This is a genomic window from Paenibacillus sp. Root444D2, from assembly GCF_001426375.1.
Lineage (GTDB): Bacteria > Bacillota > Bacilli > Paenibacillales > NBRC-103111 > Paenibacillus_E.
Window position 1 is genome coordinate 141,987 of record NZ_LMEO01000001.1, and the last position, 17,356, is coordinate 159,342.

Below are 17,356 nucleotides of genomic sequence, written 5' to 3' on the forward strand. Positions count from 1 at the left end.
GGTCTACATCCCACTTCCGGAATTGGCGAAACTGGATAATTACTTAAATCAAATAACTTCTTTGTACATGCAATTACAGTCATTCATATTCACTACTTTCTTATAGTTTCTTACTCATTACATACCAGCTATCTGTTCGATCCGGATAAAATTTATGTTCACTCACTTCATATTTTAGCCTCTTATACATAGCTATGTTTTCTGGAATCGACAACCGTACCGCAACTTTTGATTCTTTAATTCCCAATGACAATGCTTTATTTTCTATAAAATTCAATAATGATTTACATATTCCTCTTCCGCGATATTCCTGTATAACTGAAACTCGCCCAATATAAATATAATCTTCAATAAATCTATATCTAGCCGAGCCTACAGCACTAATTTCATGCCATGCTAATACGGCTCCCCCACCTTCTTTAAAGGTATTTATTACATGTTGAGTCGTTTCAGCAAGTGCTCCTGAAGGTGGATTCAGCTTCCCACTATATTCCATAAACGATTCTTGCATTGTACGAAATACAATGTCTACTTCTTCTATTTTTGCTTCTCTAATTTCTATTGACATGTAACACACTCCACTTATTATTTGTGATCTCAATCCTCACGTTTCTCATTTAACCATTTGTTCAAAATTTCTTTACCAGTTACAATTTCAAACGTTTTTATAAAAACCATGTAAACCCAGAATAGAAACCTATAAGCGGGTAACGAAACGATGCCGGTTTATTCCCCTCAAAATAGAAATGTCCTACCCATGATAAAAGGTAATGTAATATGGCTAGGATTAGCGTTACTTTCAGGTCATAAAACAAAAATAGCCAAGCCATAAAAGCCGACATAAAAGCAAAATAGTGCATTATTCGATTGGTCTTATTCTGATGCTCTTTCAGATAATAATCTAAGTCGCGTTGAACTCGAACTATGAACTTCTTTAGTCTCATCTCAATTTTTCCTCATTTATCATTGTCCATATCTTTATTTTTATCTTTCACTTTGTTCAAATACGCTTCAAGCTCATCTTCAATTTCTACATTAATCTTTTCAAGATGCTTTTGTTCGGATTCACTATGCACTTGAAGTTCAAGTTCCTCTTCAATTTCCTCATTCGTCATATGAAAATCGTTACGATCCACGATGCCTAATCGTTCTTTAATTCTCTGAATATCTTCATACATTTTTTTGTTTCTTTGATGTGTACTTAAAACTAGCCCAAAAATAACAGCAAGTAAAACAATTCCCCCAAATGGCCCTAGATAAATAGAAATCAGTATTGCAAATATAATAGCTGTAATAATTCCAATAATCGTCATAGGTTAATCCTTTCAGTGGTTGATCCATTTTTTATCATAAACTTCCTTTGGTTTAATTCAATAAATCCCAAAATATCCCTGCACAAACTCCCTTCTTTCTCAAAAATTCTTATGGTCGAATCAAAATGGACAGCCCCATGTGTAGTGACTGTCCATTGGTATCCTTTTTTTCAAACAGGATACGAATAAAAACCTTGACCAGATTTGCGCCCCAAACGCCCTGCTTTCACGTACTTCCGCAGAAGTGGACATGGACGATATTTCGAATCTTTAAAGCCTTCATAAAGGACTTCCATAATGGATAGGCATGTATCCAACCCGATGAAATCCGCCAACTCTAGCGGTCCCATGGGATGCTTCATACCAAGCTTCATCACGGTATCGACCGATTCAACAGATGCAACACCTTCATAAACGGTAAAAATAGCTTCGTTAATCATCGGCATCAAGATACGATTCGACACAAACCCAGGAAAGTCTTTCACTTCCACAGGGGTCTTCCCCATCTTTTCGCTCAGCTTATAAACAGCTTCGAACACTTCCTGCGAAGTTTCCAAACCACGGATGACTTCAACTAAAGGCATAACCGGTACTGGGTTCATGAAATGCATGCCAATCACCTGGGTCGGACGCTCCGTGACCGCGGCAATTTCGGTAATAGGAAGCGATGATGTATTCGATGCCAAGATTGCATTAGGCGGGCAAATGGCATCCAGCTTTTGGAATAGTGAAGTTTTCAACACCATATTCTCGGAAATGGCTTCAACTACAATATCTACCTGTTCCGCTTGTTCTAAATGCTCCGCCGGTTGTATTCGACTTAGAATTTCAGCCTTCCTTACTTCTGTAAGACCACCTTTCTCAACTCCTCTAGTTAGTTGTTTATCTATTGAGGCTAATCCTTTGTCTATAAACGTCATGGAAATATCATGCAAGATCACCTTGAAACCCGAAGCAGCAGCAACTTGAACGATACCGCTCCCCATTTGTCCCGCACCTACAACCATGATAGTCTGTATATTCATCTATTCACCCCCGACACAAGCTTATGGATCTACAAGCAAAAGAATAGCGTCTCCTTGAGCTGCACCGCTGCATATCGCGGCTATGCCATAGCCTCCGCCATTTCTCCGCAGTTCATGGATCAAAGTCAGTATGATTCGCGCCCCGCTTGCGCCAATAGGATGACCAAGAGCAATCGCTCCCCCATTAACGTTGACTCGCTCCAGATTCCAGCCAAGTAATCTTCCACTAGTCAGTAAAACGGCCGCAAAGGCCTCATTTACTTCGAACCTGTCGACTTGCTCCAACGACAAACCTGTTTGACGCAAAAGCTTCAGAATCGCCAGAGCTGGTGTGGTCGCGATATATGGCGCTCTTTCACCTACAGCAGCGTGACCAACAATCCTAGCCAGAGGCTTTATCCCCTGAGAAACAGCCTTCGCTTTGGACATGACCACCATGGCAGCTGCTCCGTCATTAACACCCGGGGCGTTCCCAGCTGTTATGGTGCCATCCTTTGTGAACAAAGAAGGTAAAGCGGCAAGCTTTTCAAGACTTGTATCCGCTCTAGGGACTTCGTCTTGACTAATCTCAATCGTTCCTCCCTTACTCTCGAAGGTTACAGGGATGATTTCCTCCGCAAAATATCCCTTATTCATCGCATCTATGGCACGAATATGACTGCGAAGTGCCCATTCATCCTGTGCTTTACGGCTAATTCCGAACTCTTCGGCAACAGTGCTGCCATGCACAATCATATGCACATTGTGAAATGAACACCATAAGCCATCATGAATCATGAGATCCATGAGGCTTTGATCTCCCATTCTTGCTCCCCACCGGGCGGTTGGAAGTGCAAATGGTGCATTACTCATGCTTTCCATCCCGCCGGCTACGATAACATCTGCATCTCCTGAACGTATGATTTGATCAGCCATTGTCACACTTCTCAGCCCAGAAGCGCACACTTTGTTAATGGTCTCCGTCGTCACGCCCCAATCTAAACCGGCCCATCGTGCAGCCTGACGTGAGGGAATTTGTCCCGTTCCTGCTTGCAGCACCATCCCCATAAGCACCTCGTCAATCGTTGCCGGATCAATCGAAGATCGGAGGATTGCCTCTTTGATCGCTGTTCCACCAAGATTGACGGCTGAGATCTCTTTCAAGGCACCGCCCAATTTACCAAAAGGGGTTCGGGCACCGCCCACAACTACACTTTCCCTCATGGATTCGTCCCCCCATCATTCTCAATAAATGATCGTTTCTTGATCATATTTCTCCAAATAATACTTAACCCGCTGCATGAAACGGCTGCATATCAATCCGTCCACCATCCGGTGATCATAGGAAAGACAAAGGTTGGCTATCGATCGGATCGCAATCATCTCCTGAATAACTACGGGCTTACGCACAATGGACTCAAATGTCAGTATGGCCGCCTGCGGATTATTATTGATTGGACAGGAAAGCAAGGATCCAACCGAGCCGGTGTTGCTAAATGTAAATGAACCCTCAACTAAATCGGTAGGCAGCAAAGAATTTCTTCGCGCCCTGTTGACCAACTCATACAGCTCAATTGCGATTCCTGCAATGGATTTACGATCCGCATGATAGATCACAGGTGTTACGACGGTATCGTTGGCAATAGCAACAACTATCGATAGGTTGATATCCTTTTTGACAAGGATGCTGCCCGAGTGCCAGGTTGAATTCAGTACGGGGAACTCCTTCAAAGCATTCACGATCGGTTTCATTACGAATGGGCTAAGCGATAGCGGGACGCCCTCTCTATGCATAAAATCGTCTTTCAACTCTTGCCGCAAGGCGACGAGGTTACTGACATCCACTTCGATCATCATCCAAGCGCGGGGATTTTCAGAGATACTCTGCATACCCAGCCTCCTTCAGATTTCCGCTAATTGGCGCATGGCTTCTTTGACGATGTCGACATTCGGCAGGTAAAACTTCTCTAAGGTTGGCGCCATGCCAACAGGAGGAATATCGGGAGGGCAGCATCTCATAATGGGTGCATCCAATTCGTACAACAGGTGTTCCGCGATTAAAGCCGATATTTCAGCCCCAATGCCACCTGTTTTATTATCTTCGTGTACGATCAATATTTTACCGGTTTTTGCTGCCGCCTCGTAAATAGCAGGCTTATCGAGCGGATGCAGCGTCCGCAAATCCAATATCTCTGTACTTACCCCTTCTTGCTCTAGCTCAAACGCAGCTTTAATTGCATAATGCACCGACAAACCGTAGGCAATCACTGTGATATCTGTACCCTCGCGCCTTATGGCTGCCTTGCCAATAGGAACGGTGTAATCTTCTTCAGGTACTTCATCTGATATCGATAGATAGCACTTCTTATGTTCGAAAAAAAGGACCGGATCCTCATCACGTACGGCCGCTTTCAGTAAACCTTTGGCATCATAGGCTGTAGATGGCGCAACAATCTTGAGTCCGGGAGTGCCAAAAAAGACCGACTCCGGACACTGTGAGTGATATAATCCACCCCCGCCTGTCGCGCCGTAAGGTGCGCGTATGACGATTGGACATTGCCAGTCATTGTTCGAGCGATAACGGATTTTCGCTGCCTCGCTTATGATTTGATTAGTCGCCGGGAAAATAAAATCGGCAAACTGGATTTCCGCTATCGGCCTCATCCCGACCATAGCCGCTCCAATCGCAACACCCACAATGGCTGATTCAGAGAGAGGCGTATCAAGGACTCTCAATTCACCGAACCGATCGCGCATGCCTTTCGTCGCATTCAAAACGCCGCCCTTCCCGATATCCTCTCCGAGCACAAAAACATGCTCATCACGTTCCATTTCCTCCACCATCGCACGGCGAATAGCCTCCAAATACGTTAAGATTGGCATTTAAGCTTCACCCCCATCTTCCGCATAAACATGCCGTAATACATCCTCGGGAGCCGGATAAGGGGCTTTTTCAGCATATTTCGTTGCTTCATTCACTTCTTTTGTAACACTCTCATTCAATACTTGTTCGATCTCTTCAGACATAACGCCGCATTCGATCAAATAACGGCGAAACCGCTGCAAGCCGTCCTGCTCCTTATGGTACTCTACCTCTTCTTTCGTCCGGTACAGCATATCGTCATCGGCTGTGGAATGCGGCGGGATCCGATAAAGCATCGCTTCAATCAATGTCGGCCCATACCCGCGAACGGCACGCTCCCTCGCTTCTTTGACCGCGCGATACACCTCCAGAGTGTCATTGCCGTCCACACGCTGGCCTGGGAAGCCATAACCGGCGGCACGATCAACAACGCGTCCAGCCACTTGTCTATGCGCAGGAATGGAAATCGCATACTGGTTATTTTCGCAAAGGAAGATAACGGGCAGTTTGAATACACCGGCAAAATTGAACGCTTCGTGCACATCCCCTTGGTTGCTCGCCCCTTCGCCAAAGCTGACGAATGCGACATGATCTTCCTTCTTCATCATGGCCGTCAGTGCGATGCCGACAGCGTGTAGGGCCTGCGTAGCAACCGGACTTGATCCCGAAACAATATGATGCTTCTTATAGCCAAAATGCCCTGGCATTTGCCTGCCTCCGTTGATGTCCTCCGCTTTAAATAAGGCTGCCAGCATGAGTTCACGCACGGTCATACCCACCGTTAGGACAAAGGCATAATCCCTGTAATAAGGAAGAAAATAGTCATGCTGCTTATTTAATGCGAATGCCGCTGCTACCTGGGTCGCTTCTTGACCCAAACTAGAGATATGAAAGGCCGTTTTACCTGAACGTTGTAGAAGTGTTGCTCGCTCGTCAAACTTCCTTGCTTTGAGCATGAAGGTATACATCTGCAGCACCTGTTCATCGGTTAAACCGAGCTGTTGATGCTTCATATTTTGCTGAGAAGACATAGGAATTCCTCCTCTCTCCTGCTGCTACATATTTCTGCGATATTGCCCGCCTACCTGATAAAGCGCATGGGTAATTTGCCCCAAGCTTGCTACCTTGACCGTTTCCATCAACTCGGCGAAAATATTGCCGCCATCAAGCGCAATTTGCTGCAGCTTTGCCAAAGCCTCGGGTGATTCTGCTTGGTGCCTCAAGAGAAACTCCCTGAGATTCGTAATTTGCTGCTCTTTTTCTTGCGACGTTGCGCGAGCTAGCGGGATATTCATGTCCTCATCTTTGGAAGGATTGGTAGGAAGGAATGTATTTACGCCAATAATGGGCAGCTCGCCATGATGTTTTTTCATTTCATACAGCATCGATTCATTCTGGATTTTACCCCTTTGATACTGAGACTCCATAGCTCCGAGAACACCGCCTCTTTCACTAATTCGTTCTAATTCCTGCAACACAGCCTCCTCAACCAAATCGGTTAATTCCTCGATGATAAACGAGCCCTGCAGCATGTTTTCGTTTTTAACAAAACCAAGCTCCTTCGTGATGATTAATTGAATAGCCATCGCTCGACGTACGGATTCCTCCGTTGGTGTTGTAATAGCCTCGTCATATGAATTTGTATGCAGTGAGTTGCAGTTATCAAGAAGGGCCATCAGCGCTTGCAGCGTGGTTCGGATATCATTAAAATCAATTTCCTGCGCATGCAGAGATCGCCCCGACGTTTGGATATGATATTTCAGCTTTTGGCTGCGCTCATTAGAATTGTATTTGTTCTTCATAACCGTTGCCCAAATTCGGCGCGCCACTCGTCCAATCACCGTATATTCGGGATCGAGACCATTGCTGAAAAAGAAGGATAGATTCGGTGCGAAGTCATCAATTGGCATACCTCTAGCCAAATAATACTCAACATAAGTAAATCCGTTAGCTAGTGTAAAAGCGAGCTGTGAGATCGGATTCGCCCCTGCTTCAGCAATGTGATAGCCCGAAATAGAGACGGAGTAATAATTACGTACCTCATGATCGATAAAATATTGCTGAATATCACCCATCATCCGCAGTGCGAACTCTGTGGAAAAAATGCACGTATTCTGCCCCTGATCCTCCTTCAAAATGTCAGCCTGCACCGTCCCCCTCACCGATTTCAGCGTCTGCCAGCGGATCTGGTTCGCCTCTACGTCCGTAGGTCGTCTACCCTGCTCCCGAGAGAAGCGTTCGATCTGGAAATCGATCGCTGTGTTCATGTACATCGCAAGAAGTATCGGTGCAGGACCGTTAATCGTCATTGAAACCGAAGTCAAAGGATCACAAAGATCGAACCCGGCATACAGCTTTTTCATATCGTCTAGTGAACAGACACTAACCCCGCTCTCACCGATCTTGCCGTAAATGTCTTGCCGTTCATCAGGATCCTCCCCATACAAGGTGACGGAGTCGAAAGCAGTGCTGAGCCGCTTGGCTAGATCATTCTGCGACAAATAATGAAAACGTAGATTAGTGCGTTCCGGCGTCCCTTCGCCTGCAAACTGACGCTTGGGGTCCTCCGCTGTTCGTTTGAAAGGAAAAACACCTGCTGTAAAGGGAAATTCCCCCGGAACATTCTCACGGTACATCCAACGAATGAGGTCTCCTGCATCGCGGTATTTAGGCAAGCTCACCTTCGGGATATCCAGCCCTGATAAACTTGACGTTGTTAGCTCTGTTACAAATTCTTTATCCCTTACTCGGGTTGTTAATGTTTTGCTTGTGTATTTTCTTTGCAGCTCCGGCCACTGGGCCAGTAGATGGCGAGTTTCTTTTTGCATACGCGTCTCTACATTCATCTTAAGTGTTTGCAGCACAGATATATTTTCGTCTGCACCAAGCTCCTGCTGTAGGGCCGTTATCGCCCCTTCAATTCGGTAGCAGGCAGTGGCCAGTTCGGCTTCCCTTTCTGCGTACGCATGATACGCCCGTACCGTATTCGCGATTTCTCCTAAATATTGTGTGCGGTCAGCTGGTATGATGACATGCGTCTTAGCAGCAGCATGACCAGATGAAAAGCCCTGAATAGGCCACTGCAAGGCACATTTTCGATTCAAGGTATCGATGAGTGCACGGAATAATGTATCCACACCAGCATCGTTAAATTGACTAGCCATCGTTCCATAGACAGGCATGGTTTCAAAATTCAAATCAAATAAACCATGATTTCTCTGAACTTGCTTCTTCACATCTCGAAGTGCATCCGCAGAGCCTCTTCGGTCGAATTTATTAATCGCGATCAGGTCTGCGTAATCAAGCATATCAATCTTCTCTAATTGCGAAGGCGCACCGAATTCGCTTGTCATCACATAGAGCGACACATCAGCTACTTCGGTAATCTGATGATCACCTTGACCAATTCCGCTGGTTTCCACCAAAACGAGATCAAAATCGGACGCCTTCAAGATGGCAATGGCAGGAGTGATTGCAAGGGATAGTTCATTGCCCGAGCCCCGTGTTGCCATACTTCGCATATACACGCGGTCGTTGTGAACAGCATTCATGCGGATGCGATCCCCGAGCAAAGCGCCGCCGCTTCGCTGCTTGGTTGGATCGACCGATAGGATAGCGATCGTTTTATCCGGATACTGACGCAGGAAACGCTGGACTAATTCATCGGTTAGGGAGCTTTTACCCGCTCCTCCCGTGCCTGTGATGCCAACAACTGGACATGTGGCCCCACTCAACTGCGTGTTACTTAATGTCTCTATCTCCGATATCGATTCCTTGCTTTCACAAGCTAGTTCAGCAGCTGTAATGAAGCGGGCTATCGACCTATGATCTTTGATTTGCCCTACTCCACTTACTTCGTAACCTTGGGCATAACCAGAAACCGTACTAAAATCACACTCCTTCATCATGAAGTTAATCATCCCTTGCAAGCCAAGCTCCCTTCCATCATCAGGTGAAAATAGGCGAGTAACGCCGTAGTCATGCAGCATTTTGATTTCCGAAGGAAGGATCACACCTCCTCCGCCACCGAAGACTTTGATCTCAGTCGCCCCTTTTTCCCGCAATAAATCAAGCATATAAGTAAAAAACTCGACATGCCCGCCTTGATACGATGAGACGGCAATTCCCTGAACGTCCTCCTGAATAGCTGCCTGCACAATTTCCCTTACGGATCGGTTATGCCCTAGATGAATGACCTCCGCTCCACTGGCTTGAAGAATGCGCCGCATAATCGTAATGGACACATCATGGCCGTCAAATAAAGCCGAAGCCGTTACGAATCTCACCTTATGCTTCACACGATAGTTGGTTTCCGAACCCACAGTTGACACGGCTGCACCTCCCTTCCTCAATCAGCAAGAAGGCTTCGAGAAATGACCACTCGCTGGATTTCGTTCGTCCCTCCATAGATTTGTGTGATCTTGGCATCGCGCATATAACGTTCAACGGGGAATTCTTTTGTATAGCCATATCCTCCGAAGATTTGAACAGCTTCTACCGTCACCTCCATGGCCGTGTCTCCAGCAAAAAGCTTGGCATAAGCAGATTCTTTGCCGTATGATAATCCCTGACTTTCTCGCCAAGCGGCTTGATACGTCAGCAGCCTTGCCGCTTCGATTTTGGTTGCCATATTCGCAAGCTTAAAACCAATCGCCTGCTGTTGAGCAATAGGCTTTCCAAACTGTTTGCGTTCTTTGGCATAGGCCAACGAGACATCCAGTGCTCCTTGCGCGATCCCCACTGCCTGAGCCGCGATTCCAATTCTAGCGCCGTCAAGCGTGCGCATGGCAATTTTAAACCCTTCTCCTTCATTTCCGAGTAAGTTTTCCTTGGGTATGCGGCAGTTATCAAAACGGATCTCCGTCGTCGGCGATGAGCGAATGCCCAACTTTCTTTCCTTTTTGCCAAACGTAAATCCGGGTGTGTCTTTCTCTACGATAAATGCGCTGCAGCCTTTGTGCTTTTGCGAAGGGTCCGTCAAAGCGATAACGATATAAATGTCCGCAGCACCTGCATTGGTAATGAATTTTTTGGAGCCGTTTAATACATAGTGATCCCCATCTCGTATGGCTGTCATTCTCATAGATCCAGCATCGGAGCCTGAGCCTATCTCTGTCAGACCGTATGCCCCAAGCTTCTTCCCTTCTGCCATCGGGCGTAGAAACCTTATTTTCTGCTCCTCCGTCCCAAAGGTATAGATAGGCCAGCCCGCAAGCGAAATATGTGCAGACAGAGTAATACCTGTAGAAGCGCACACACGTGATAGTTCTTCTACAACCAGACAATAGGTCAGATAATCGGAGCCAAGCCCACCGTAGTTCTCAGCCCAAGGAATCCCTGTCAGACCAAGCTCTCCCATTTTGTCAAATAAGGTCCGATCAAACCGTTCATCCTCATCTCGAAGGGCAGCACTCGGTTCTACCTCGTTTTCGGCGAAATCACGGACCATACTGCGAACCATTTCCAGTTCCTCCGACAAGCTAAAGTCCATGCCTGCAAGACCTCCTCTAGATGACTTATGTGTGCGCAAAGACCCCACCGATTTCAGAAGCTCAGTGAGGATGGTTCATAGACCGCTACTCATTTTCATTCAAAATCGTTTTGGCAATTTTTTCATCTAATGCTTCATAATCGTAATATCGAATCGTATCATACAGCTCACTCCGGGTTTGCATACGGCTGAGAGAGCCATTTTGAGTTCCTGTTTGACTGATTTCCTCAAAAACTCTTTCATAGGCCTTGGCAGCTACGCGAAGTGAAGTGACTGGATAAATGACCATATGGAATCCCCAGCTTTCAAATTGCTCCGCCGTATAATAAGGAGTTCGCCCGAATTCCGTCATATTTGCTAAAAGTGGACCCTCCACTTCCTTACTAAAGTGTTGAAAGTCCTCCTGACTCTCCAGCGCTTCTGGAAAAATCGCATCCGCTCCGGCTGCAAGATATTGCTGTGCTCTATGAATCGCTTCATCCATTCCCTCGACGCTTTTGGCATCCGTACGCGCAACGATAAATAACGTCGGACTCACGGCTTTGATCGTTCGAATTTTCTGAATCATCTCTTCAGCCGAAATGAGCTTCTTTCCATTCAAATGTCCGCACTTTTTCGGCATTTCCTGATCCTCGATCTGAACGGCTGCGACTTTCGCCTCCACCATTTCCTTAGCCGTTCTTGCTACGTTTAAAATACCGCCGAATCCGGTGTCTATATCGACAAGTAGAGGAAGACCGGATGCACGAACCAGCTCACGGGCACGTTCAGCCACCTCATTAGAGTATATGAGGCCTAAATCAGGTAGTCCCCTGCTAGCTGTATAAGCAGCTCCCGATAAATAAATGGCTTTGAAATGAGCTTGTTTGGCTAATCTTGCTGCCATTCCGTCGTGGGTACCTGGAATTTTGACTATTGGACCAGCACCAACAAGCTGACGAAATTCAGCGGCCAATCGTTGTTGATCCGGTTCTTCTTCAATCAGCCATGACATAAAGACCTCCTGCATCTCGCCGACCTTATTAACCGATGGTCATATAATAAAATGCGCCATAAACTCATGAACAGGCGTTTGAATCAACCGCTCATAATCAAGGGAGAGCTTCCGTATATCTGTCGTCTTCTGACGAGGAAACCGAGTTAGTAGATTTGCTTCATATTTCTCAATAACCTTAGGTAAACCTTCCTCACGACGCCTTCGATGCCCGATCGGATACTCGCAAACGACTTTCTCCGTTTTCGTACCGTCTTTGAAATGAACTTGGACCGCGTTGGCGATCGAACGTTTGTCAGGATCCAAGTAATCTTTGCTGTACTGCTCATCCTCGACAACGACCATTTTCTCCCTAAGCGCATCAATCCGAGGATCCTTAGCGACCATTTCTTCATAATGCTCAGCGGTCAATGTACCAAACAGCAGCCCAATCGCTACCATGTATTGCAAACAATGATCTCGATCAGCAGGATTGTGCAAAGGTCCCTTCTTATCAATAATCCGAATCGCAGATTGATGGGTAGTCAATGTGATGTGAGCAATCTCATCCAGTCGCTTGTGTACTTTTGGGTACAGCTCTAATGCGCACTCGACGGCTGTTTGAGCATGAAATTCAGCAGGAAATGATATTTTAAATAGAATATTTTCCATCACATAGGAACCTAGTGAACGACCTAATGTGAGTTCTTTTCCTTGAAATAAAACATCTTGGAAGCCCCAGATTTTCGCGGTAAGAGCCGACGAATAGCCCATTTCGCCACCTACAGCCATCAAAGCTAACCGTACCCCACGACTTGTGGCATCACCGGCAGCCCATGATTTACGGGAACCTGTATTCGGAGCATGCCGATACGTTCTTAAGCTTGCACCATCAATCCATGCGTTAGAAAGCGCGCTGCACAACTCTTCTCTGTTCGCCCCCAACATTGCCGCAGCAACGGCTGTCGATGCTATTTTCACAAAATGAACATGATCCAGCCCTACACGGTTTAAGCTGTTCTCAAGTGCAAGCACTCCTTGAATCTCATGCGCTTTAATCATCATGGTGAGGACATCTTTCATCATAAGCGGCTTTTTCCCCTCAGCAACTCGATTGCGGCTAAGATAATCGGCGACGGCAAGAATACTGCCAAGATTATCCGAAGGATGCCCCCATTCAGCAGCCAGCCATGTATCGTTATAATCTAGCCAACGAATCATACATCCGATATTAAAAGCCGCATGGACAGGGTCTAGCTCGTATCTCGTCCCCGGCACACGGGCACCACCCGGTAAGCTTGCACCTGGTACAATCGGCCCCAAATGCTTCGTACAATCCGGGAATCGCAAGGCGAGTAATCCGGTGCCAAGTGAATCCAATAAGACATGCTGTGCGATGCGATACGCTTCCTCACTTTCAATCTCTTTTGCCAATGTATAGTCGGCAATTTCCTCGATTAAGGGGTCAAAGGTCATCTCCTTATTTTCCAGATATCTGGAACTACTCATTCGTATTCGTCCTTTCTGCTTAAGTGATTCGGTAGCTGAGGAGGGTGTAGATCTCGAGGTCCCTTATAATGAACTCGTGGTCGAAAGAGTCGATTATTATCATGTTGTTCGATCACATGCGCACTTATGCCGATCGTGCGGGCAGCAAGAAATACCGGTGTAAACAAATCAATGGGAATCCCAAGCAAATAGTAAACAGGAGCTGCGTAATAATCCAAATTCGGATGCAAATTCTTTTCTCGCTTCATGACTTCTTCCCCAAGGACACACATGTTGTAGAGCTCTGGTTGATTTTTGTCTATGGCGAGTTCCGCTAGTGCCTCTTTCATAAGCAGTGCACGTGGATCCGCCTTTTTCATATAAACTCGATGTCCAAAGCCCATAATTCGTTCTTTCTTTGCTAACTTATTAAGCATGAGTGCTTCAAGATTTGCTTCCGATCCCGCCTCCAAAAGCATCGCCATGACCGCTTCATTCGCACCGCCGTGCAGAGTCCCTTTGAGTGAAGCAACCGCGCCAGTTAAGGCACCGTAAAGATCGGATTGTGTGGATGCAATTACACGCGCAGCAAACGTTGAATTCGGCATTTCATGCTCACTATAGACGATCAGTGATTGATCAAAGATAGCCTCTTCTATCTTGGATGGAATGCGTCCTGTGATCATATATAAGAAATTGGCTGTATAGGATAGCTCTTTGCGCGGGTCTATGAATGGCTGCTTCGTTTGCGCGCGAAATCCGTTGGCTACAATTTCCGGCACTTTCGCGAGCAATCGAATGGCTTTACGGGTATTGGCTTCTCTGGAACGATCCTCAAGTTCGACATCGTAACTTGCTATTGCTGAGATGCCTGTTCGCAGAACATCCATGAAGTCGGCATGCTCGGGGAGTAGTTGTAGAATCGCCTTCACATTTGGAGGTAATCCATATTCCGATCTCAACTTCTCTTCGATCGAATGCCGTTCATCTGAATTAGGCAGTGCTCCGTCTAAGAGCAGCCCTACAATGTCCACATAGGTTACATGTTGGGCAAGCTCAATAAGGTCATACCCGCGAACAACAATTTCCTCCTTCTCCACATCCAGATACGAGATGTTCGTCTCGCTAGCAATGACATTTTCAAGTCCAGGCAAATAGTCGTCACTCATCTCATCGCTCTCCCTTCCTCCGTTCGTTTCACTTCCTTCAGTCGGCAAGTAGCATTCGGGATATCACAATTCGCTGAATCTCGTTCGTCCCTTCATATATCTGGGTCACCTTCGCATCGCGCAAAAACCGCTCTACAGGGAAATCCTTGGTATAGCCGTCGTCTCCAAAAATTTGCACAGCCTCAATGCAGACCTGAACAGCGGTATCACTGGCGAAAAGCTTGGCAATAGCAGCTTGCTTTCCATATGTTAAGCCCTTGCTTTCCCGCCAGGCGGCCTGATAGGTAAGCAGTCTAGCTGCTTCAATGTGAGTTGCCATATCAGCGATTTTAAAAGCAGTCGTTTGCTGCCCACCTATCGGCTTTCCTACTTGATTACGCTCTTTAGCATAAGCAATTGAAGCATCTAAAGCGCCTTGAGCAATTCCAAGCGCTTGAGCAGCAATTCCGATACGTCCGCCATCCAGACTTTTCATGGCAATTCGGAAGCCTTCCCCTTCCGGCCCTAGCAAATTCTCCACAGGAACACGGCAATTCTCAAACCTCAGTTCCATTGTCGGCGATGATCGAATGCCTAGCTTCTTTTCTTTACTTCCAAAAATGAATCCAGCAGCTCCCTTTTCTACGATAAAGGCGCTGCACCCTTTTTGCCTTTGCTGCAAGTCCGTCATCGCAAAAACAATGTAAACCTCCGCCTCCCCTCCATTTGTAACAAATAGTTTGGATCCGTTAAGGACATAACTGTCCCCGTCCTTTATCGCTGTTGTCCTCATCGCCCCAGCATCGGAGCCGGAACCGCTTTCCGTTAAGCTATAGGCTCCTAGCTTCTTGCCTTCTGATAAAGGCCGCAAAAACTTTTGTTTCTGTTCTTCTGTGCCATACTTGTATATCGCCCAACTGACTAGAGAGGTATGAACGGAAAGCATAACTCCTGTGGAACCACATACCCTAGAAAGCTCTTCAATGACCATAGCATAGGTCAGAAAATCGGACGCAAGCCCACCGTACGCTGCAGGCCACGGAATGCCCGTCAAACCAAGCTTTCCCATCTTATCGAACAAATTTCGATCAAATCTCTCTTCTTCATCCCGCTGTGCAGCCGTCGGCTCTACCTCATTAATCGCAAAATCACGAACCATGGAACGAATCATGTTCTGTTCATCCGTATAGGACACATGCATTCGACTGCCTCCTTCGACATGATGGACATTCCTTCATGTTTCTGCCGAGGATATATTCGGTCGATGGGTTGAATAGGACAAGCTGTAAACGCTTTCAGTTCTATGCTTTATATATACACCCTTTTACAAATGCTTATACCTTCGGAGCTGCACTAAAAAATTAAAAGAGCCAGACCTTTGTAGGGGTTGGCTCTTCCAAGTTCATTGGTATTCCATTATTTATACCAGTTCATTGACCAGCTGTTGATTTTTCTTTCCAAAAGATACGAAATAAAGAACTGTGCTTGCTATAACAACTAAGCATAAGATCAGAATGAGATTGCCGTACAAGTAGGCGTGCGAGTCTGATAGTAGAGGATGAAGCGGAAAAGCAAGCAGCTCTTTCTCCATCACTTTGGCAACAAGTGCCGTCACGACCGCTCCGGAAATCGTTGATGTCATATTAAAAAAGCCCATCCCGACGCCAATTTGTTGAACCGGCAAAATTTGCGTAATCGTTTCCGTTAATGCCGTCTGCATGAAAGAAAATCCGATGTACATCATGATGAGGGCTGCTCCAATGTACCAAACCCAAAGTCCGATCGATGAAGATTGCAGTAAAAGACTAGCTGCTATTAATATCAATCCTAGATAGACAACATAATGGCTTCCTCGCTTGACCGTCATATTGCCGGCTACTTTCCCAAATACGACCGCGCTAATCGCTCCAGGAAACATAATAAGTCCAATATGTTCTGTGTCTAGCCCGTATATGTTACTTAGCATCAGCGGTATAACGAACATGACCGACATCACGGTGCCAAAAATGAGAAAGCCGATGATGAGACCATTTCGGTAAAGAGAATTTGTGAAAAGTGCAGGTTCGACGAACGGCTCCTTCGCCCTGCGAATATGAACGATAAATAGCACAAGAGCTATCATTACAATTCCCAAGTAGATCCAATTTCCTTCGGTCGTAAACAAAATAAGCGTTGATATGATCACACCTAATAGTACCGCTCCTACAACATCCAATTTACCTTCTTTGCGAGGTTCAACTGGCAGAAACTTTTGAAAAAAAGGAATAGCAATGACAACTGGTACCGCAACAAGAAACAAAAAGGCCCAGTGAAACGATCCTGCAATATAACCGCCAAGCACAGGTCCGATCCCAATCGCGAATGAAACGGTCGATGTAATGATACCAAACATTCTTCCCCGTTCTTTCACAGTGAAAAACCGGGCTACCATGACGAAAATCAAGGCTGGGATAGCTGAGCCACCGGCCCCTTGTATGGCCCGAGATAAAATGACTGCGGGATACCACGATTGGCATACAAAACCCAATATGGACCCAAAAGCGTAAAGGGAAATCCCTATTGTAATCAACTTTTTGATGCTGTACATATCGGAAAGCTTCCCAAAAATAACCATACCCATACCGAAGACGATAAAAAAGATCGTGACTACCCAACTTACACCGGAAGCATCCAGACCGAACTGCTTGGAAATACTTGGGGTGGATACATTGAACACGGATTCATTCAAAACGGCAAAAAAGATCACATAATAAATCCATGGGACACTTTTCTTTATTTCTGAGTTGTCCTCCTCAGATTGGGTTTGACTCTCTACAATATTCATTTTGATTGACTTCCTTCCTCTTTACGAATTTCAATTTCATTTTAACGATCTTATTATCCCATTTACTCCTCGATCCCACCAATTCTTACCAAATTTGCGTTATCTTCAGTATACCAAACACACGTTCTCATGTATAGTAGTTTACACAACAAAAATATTTGGCTTATGCGGGTATTCCACGCGAATGTTGTAAAAAATACATCAATACTATACCCAAATTAACCCAAAAACATAAATAAAGGCTAAGATGTT

15 protein-coding genes are annotated in these 17,356 nt (G+C 45.9%); all 15 read right to left on the reverse strand.

Annotated elements, in window-relative coordinates:
- Positions 1-100 precede the first annotated feature (100 nt).
- Positions 101-568: a GNAT family N-acetyltransferase gene (locus tag ASD40_RS00675; protein WP_057301432.1), complete on the reverse strand. Its 468-nt coding sequence runs from the start codon at positions 566-568 to the stop codon at positions 101-103.
- A gap of 97 nt (positions 569-665) precedes the next feature.
- Entirely contained in the window at positions 666-944 is a 279-nt protein-coding gene (locus ASD40_RS38410) for a DUF962 domain-containing protein (RefSeq protein ID WP_327205269.1), read from the reverse strand.
- Positions 945-956: 12 nt separating this feature from the next.
- A complete protein-coding gene (locus tag ASD40_RS00685; protein WP_057301433.1) occupies positions 957-1,313 on the reverse strand; it encodes a hypothetical protein in 357 nt (118 codons plus the stop codon).
- Positions 1,314-1,483: 170 nt separating this feature from the next.
- Positions 1,484-2,338: a 3-hydroxybutyryl-CoA dehydrogenase gene (locus ASD40_RS00690; protein ID WP_057301434.1), complete on the reverse strand. Its 855-nt coding sequence runs from the start codon at positions 2,336-2,338 to the stop codon at positions 1,484-1,486.
- Between the two features lie 21 nt (positions 2,339-2,359).
- Complete coding sequence (locus ASD40_RS00695; protein WP_057301435.1) at positions 2,360-3,541, reverse strand: acetyl-CoA C-acetyltransferase; 1,182 nt, start codon at positions 3,539-3,541, stop codon at positions 2,360-2,362.
- 21 nt (positions 3,542-3,562) lie between these two features.
- Positions 3,563-4,207 carry a 2-oxo acid dehydrogenase subunit E2 gene (locus ASD40_RS00700; protein WP_057301436.1) on the reverse strand — a complete coding sequence of 215 codons (645 nt, stop codon included), beginning with the start codon at positions 4,205-4,207 and terminating at the stop codon, positions 3,563-3,565.
- 12 nt (positions 4,208-4,219) lie between these two features.
- A complete protein-coding gene (locus tag ASD40_RS00705; protein ID WP_057301437.1) occupies positions 4,220-5,200 on the reverse strand; it encodes an alpha-ketoacid dehydrogenase subunit beta in 981 nt (326 codons plus the stop codon).
- Positions 5,201-6,211, reverse strand: a complete 1,011-nt coding sequence (locus ASD40_RS00710) for a thiamine pyrophosphate-dependent dehydrogenase E1 component subunit alpha (protein WP_057301438.1) — start codon at positions 6,209-6,211, stop codon at positions 5,201-5,203.
- 24 nt (positions 6,212-6,235) lie between these two features.
- Positions 6,236-9,502 (reverse strand): fused isobutyryl-CoA mutase/GTPase IcmF, encoded by a 3,267-nt coding sequence (gene icmF, locus ASD40_RS00715; protein WP_057301679.1) that lies wholly within the window; start codon positions 9,500-9,502, stop codon positions 6,236-6,238.
- A gap of 26 nt (positions 9,503-9,528) precedes the next feature.
- Positions 9,529-10,671: an acyl-CoA dehydrogenase gene (locus ASD40_RS00720; protein WP_057301439.1), complete on the reverse strand. Its 1,143-nt coding sequence runs from the start codon at positions 10,669-10,671 to the stop codon at positions 9,529-9,531.
- Positions 10,672-10,756: 85 nt separating this feature from the next.
- Positions 10,757-11,665, reverse strand: a complete 909-nt coding sequence (gene prpB, locus ASD40_RS00725) for a methylisocitrate lyase (RefSeq protein ID WP_057301440.1) — start codon at positions 11,663-11,665, stop codon at positions 10,757-10,759.
- Positions 11,666-11,704: 39 nt separating this feature from the next.
- Complete coding sequence (locus ASD40_RS00730; RefSeq protein WP_235549124.1) at positions 11,705-13,153, reverse strand: bifunctional 2-methylcitrate dehydratase/aconitate hydratase; 1,449 nt, start codon at positions 13,151-13,153, stop codon at positions 11,705-11,707.
- Positions 13,150-14,301 carry a citrate synthase gene (gene mmgD / locus ASD40_RS00735; RefSeq protein ID WP_057301441.1) on the reverse strand — a complete coding sequence of 384 codons (1,152 nt, stop codon included), beginning with the start codon at positions 14,299-14,301 and terminating at the stop codon, positions 13,150-13,152. Before mmgD ends, ASD40_RS00730 begins: the two co-directional genes overlap by 4 nt.
- Before the next feature lie 37 nt (positions 14,302-14,338).
- Positions 14,339-15,481 carry an acyl-CoA dehydrogenase gene (locus ASD40_RS00740; protein ID WP_057301442.1) on the reverse strand — a complete coding sequence of 381 codons (1,143 nt, stop codon included), beginning with the start codon at positions 15,479-15,481 and terminating at the stop codon, positions 14,339-14,341.
- Between the two features lie 219 nt (positions 15,482-15,700).
- Positions 15,701-17,104, reverse strand: a complete 1,404-nt coding sequence (locus ASD40_RS00745; RefSeq protein WP_057301443.1) for an MFS transporter — start codon at positions 17,102-17,104, stop codon at positions 15,701-15,703.
- Between the last annotated feature and the right edge of the window lie 252 nt (positions 17,105-17,356).

What these genes read in the sequence shown, in the direction of transcription:
- ASD40_RS00720 (WP_057301439.1), bottom strand. Translation starts at nt 10,671, where the DNA reads ATGGACTTTAGCTTGTCGGAGGAACTGGAAATGGTTCGCAGTATGGTC.
- ASD40_RS00705 (WP_057301437.1), bottom strand. Translation starts at nt 5,200, where the DNA reads ATGCCAATCTTAACGTATTTGGAGGCTATTCGCCGTGCGATGGTGGAG.
- mmgD (WP_057301441.1), bottom strand. Translation starts at nt 14,301, where the DNA reads ATGAGTGACGACTATTTGCCTGGACTTGAAAATGTCATTGCTAGCGAG.
- ASD40_RS00685 (WP_057301433.1), bottom strand. Translation starts at nt 1,313, where the DNA reads ATGACGATTATTGGAATTATTACAGCTATTATATTTGCAATACTGATT.
- prpB (WP_057301440.1), bottom strand. Translation starts at nt 11,665, where the DNA reads ATGTCATGGCTGATTGAAGAAGAACCGGATCAACAACGATTGGCCGCT.
- ASD40_RS00730 (WP_235549124.1), bottom strand. Translation starts at nt 13,153, where the DNA reads ATGAGTAGTTCCAGATATCTGGAAAATAAGGAGATGACCTTTGACCCC.
- ASD40_RS00740 (WP_057301442.1), bottom strand. Translation starts at nt 15,481, where the DNA reads ATGCATGTGTCCTATACGGATGAACAGAACATGATTCGTTCCATGGTT.
- ASD40_RS00695 (WP_057301435.1), bottom strand. Translation starts at nt 3,541, where the DNA reads ATGAGGGAAAGTGTAGTTGTGGGCGGTGCCCGAACCCCTTTTGGTAAA.
- ASD40_RS38410 (WP_327205269.1), bottom strand. Translation starts at nt 944, where the DNA reads ATGAGACTAAAGAAGTTCATAGTTCGAGTTCAACGCGACTTAGATTAT.
- ASD40_RS00710 (WP_057301438.1), bottom strand. Translation starts at nt 6,211, where the DNA reads ATGTCTTCTCAGCAAAATATGAAGCATCAACAGCTCGGTTTAACCGAT.
- ASD40_RS00675 (WP_057301432.1), bottom strand. Translation starts at nt 568, where the DNA reads ATGTCAATAGAAATTAGAGAAGCAAAAATAGAAGAAGTAGACATTGTA.
- ASD40_RS00700 (WP_057301436.1), bottom strand. Translation starts at nt 4,207, where the DNA reads ATGCAGAGTATCTCTGAAAATCCCCGCGCTTGGATGATGATCGAAGTG.
- ASD40_RS00745 (WP_057301443.1), bottom strand. Translation starts at nt 17,104, where the DNA reads ATGAATATTGTAGAGAGTCAAACCCAATCTGAGGAGGACAACTCAGAA.
- ASD40_RS00690 (WP_057301434.1), bottom strand. Translation starts at nt 2,338, where the DNA reads ATGAATATACAGACTATCATGGTTGTAGGTGCGGGACAAATGGGGAGC.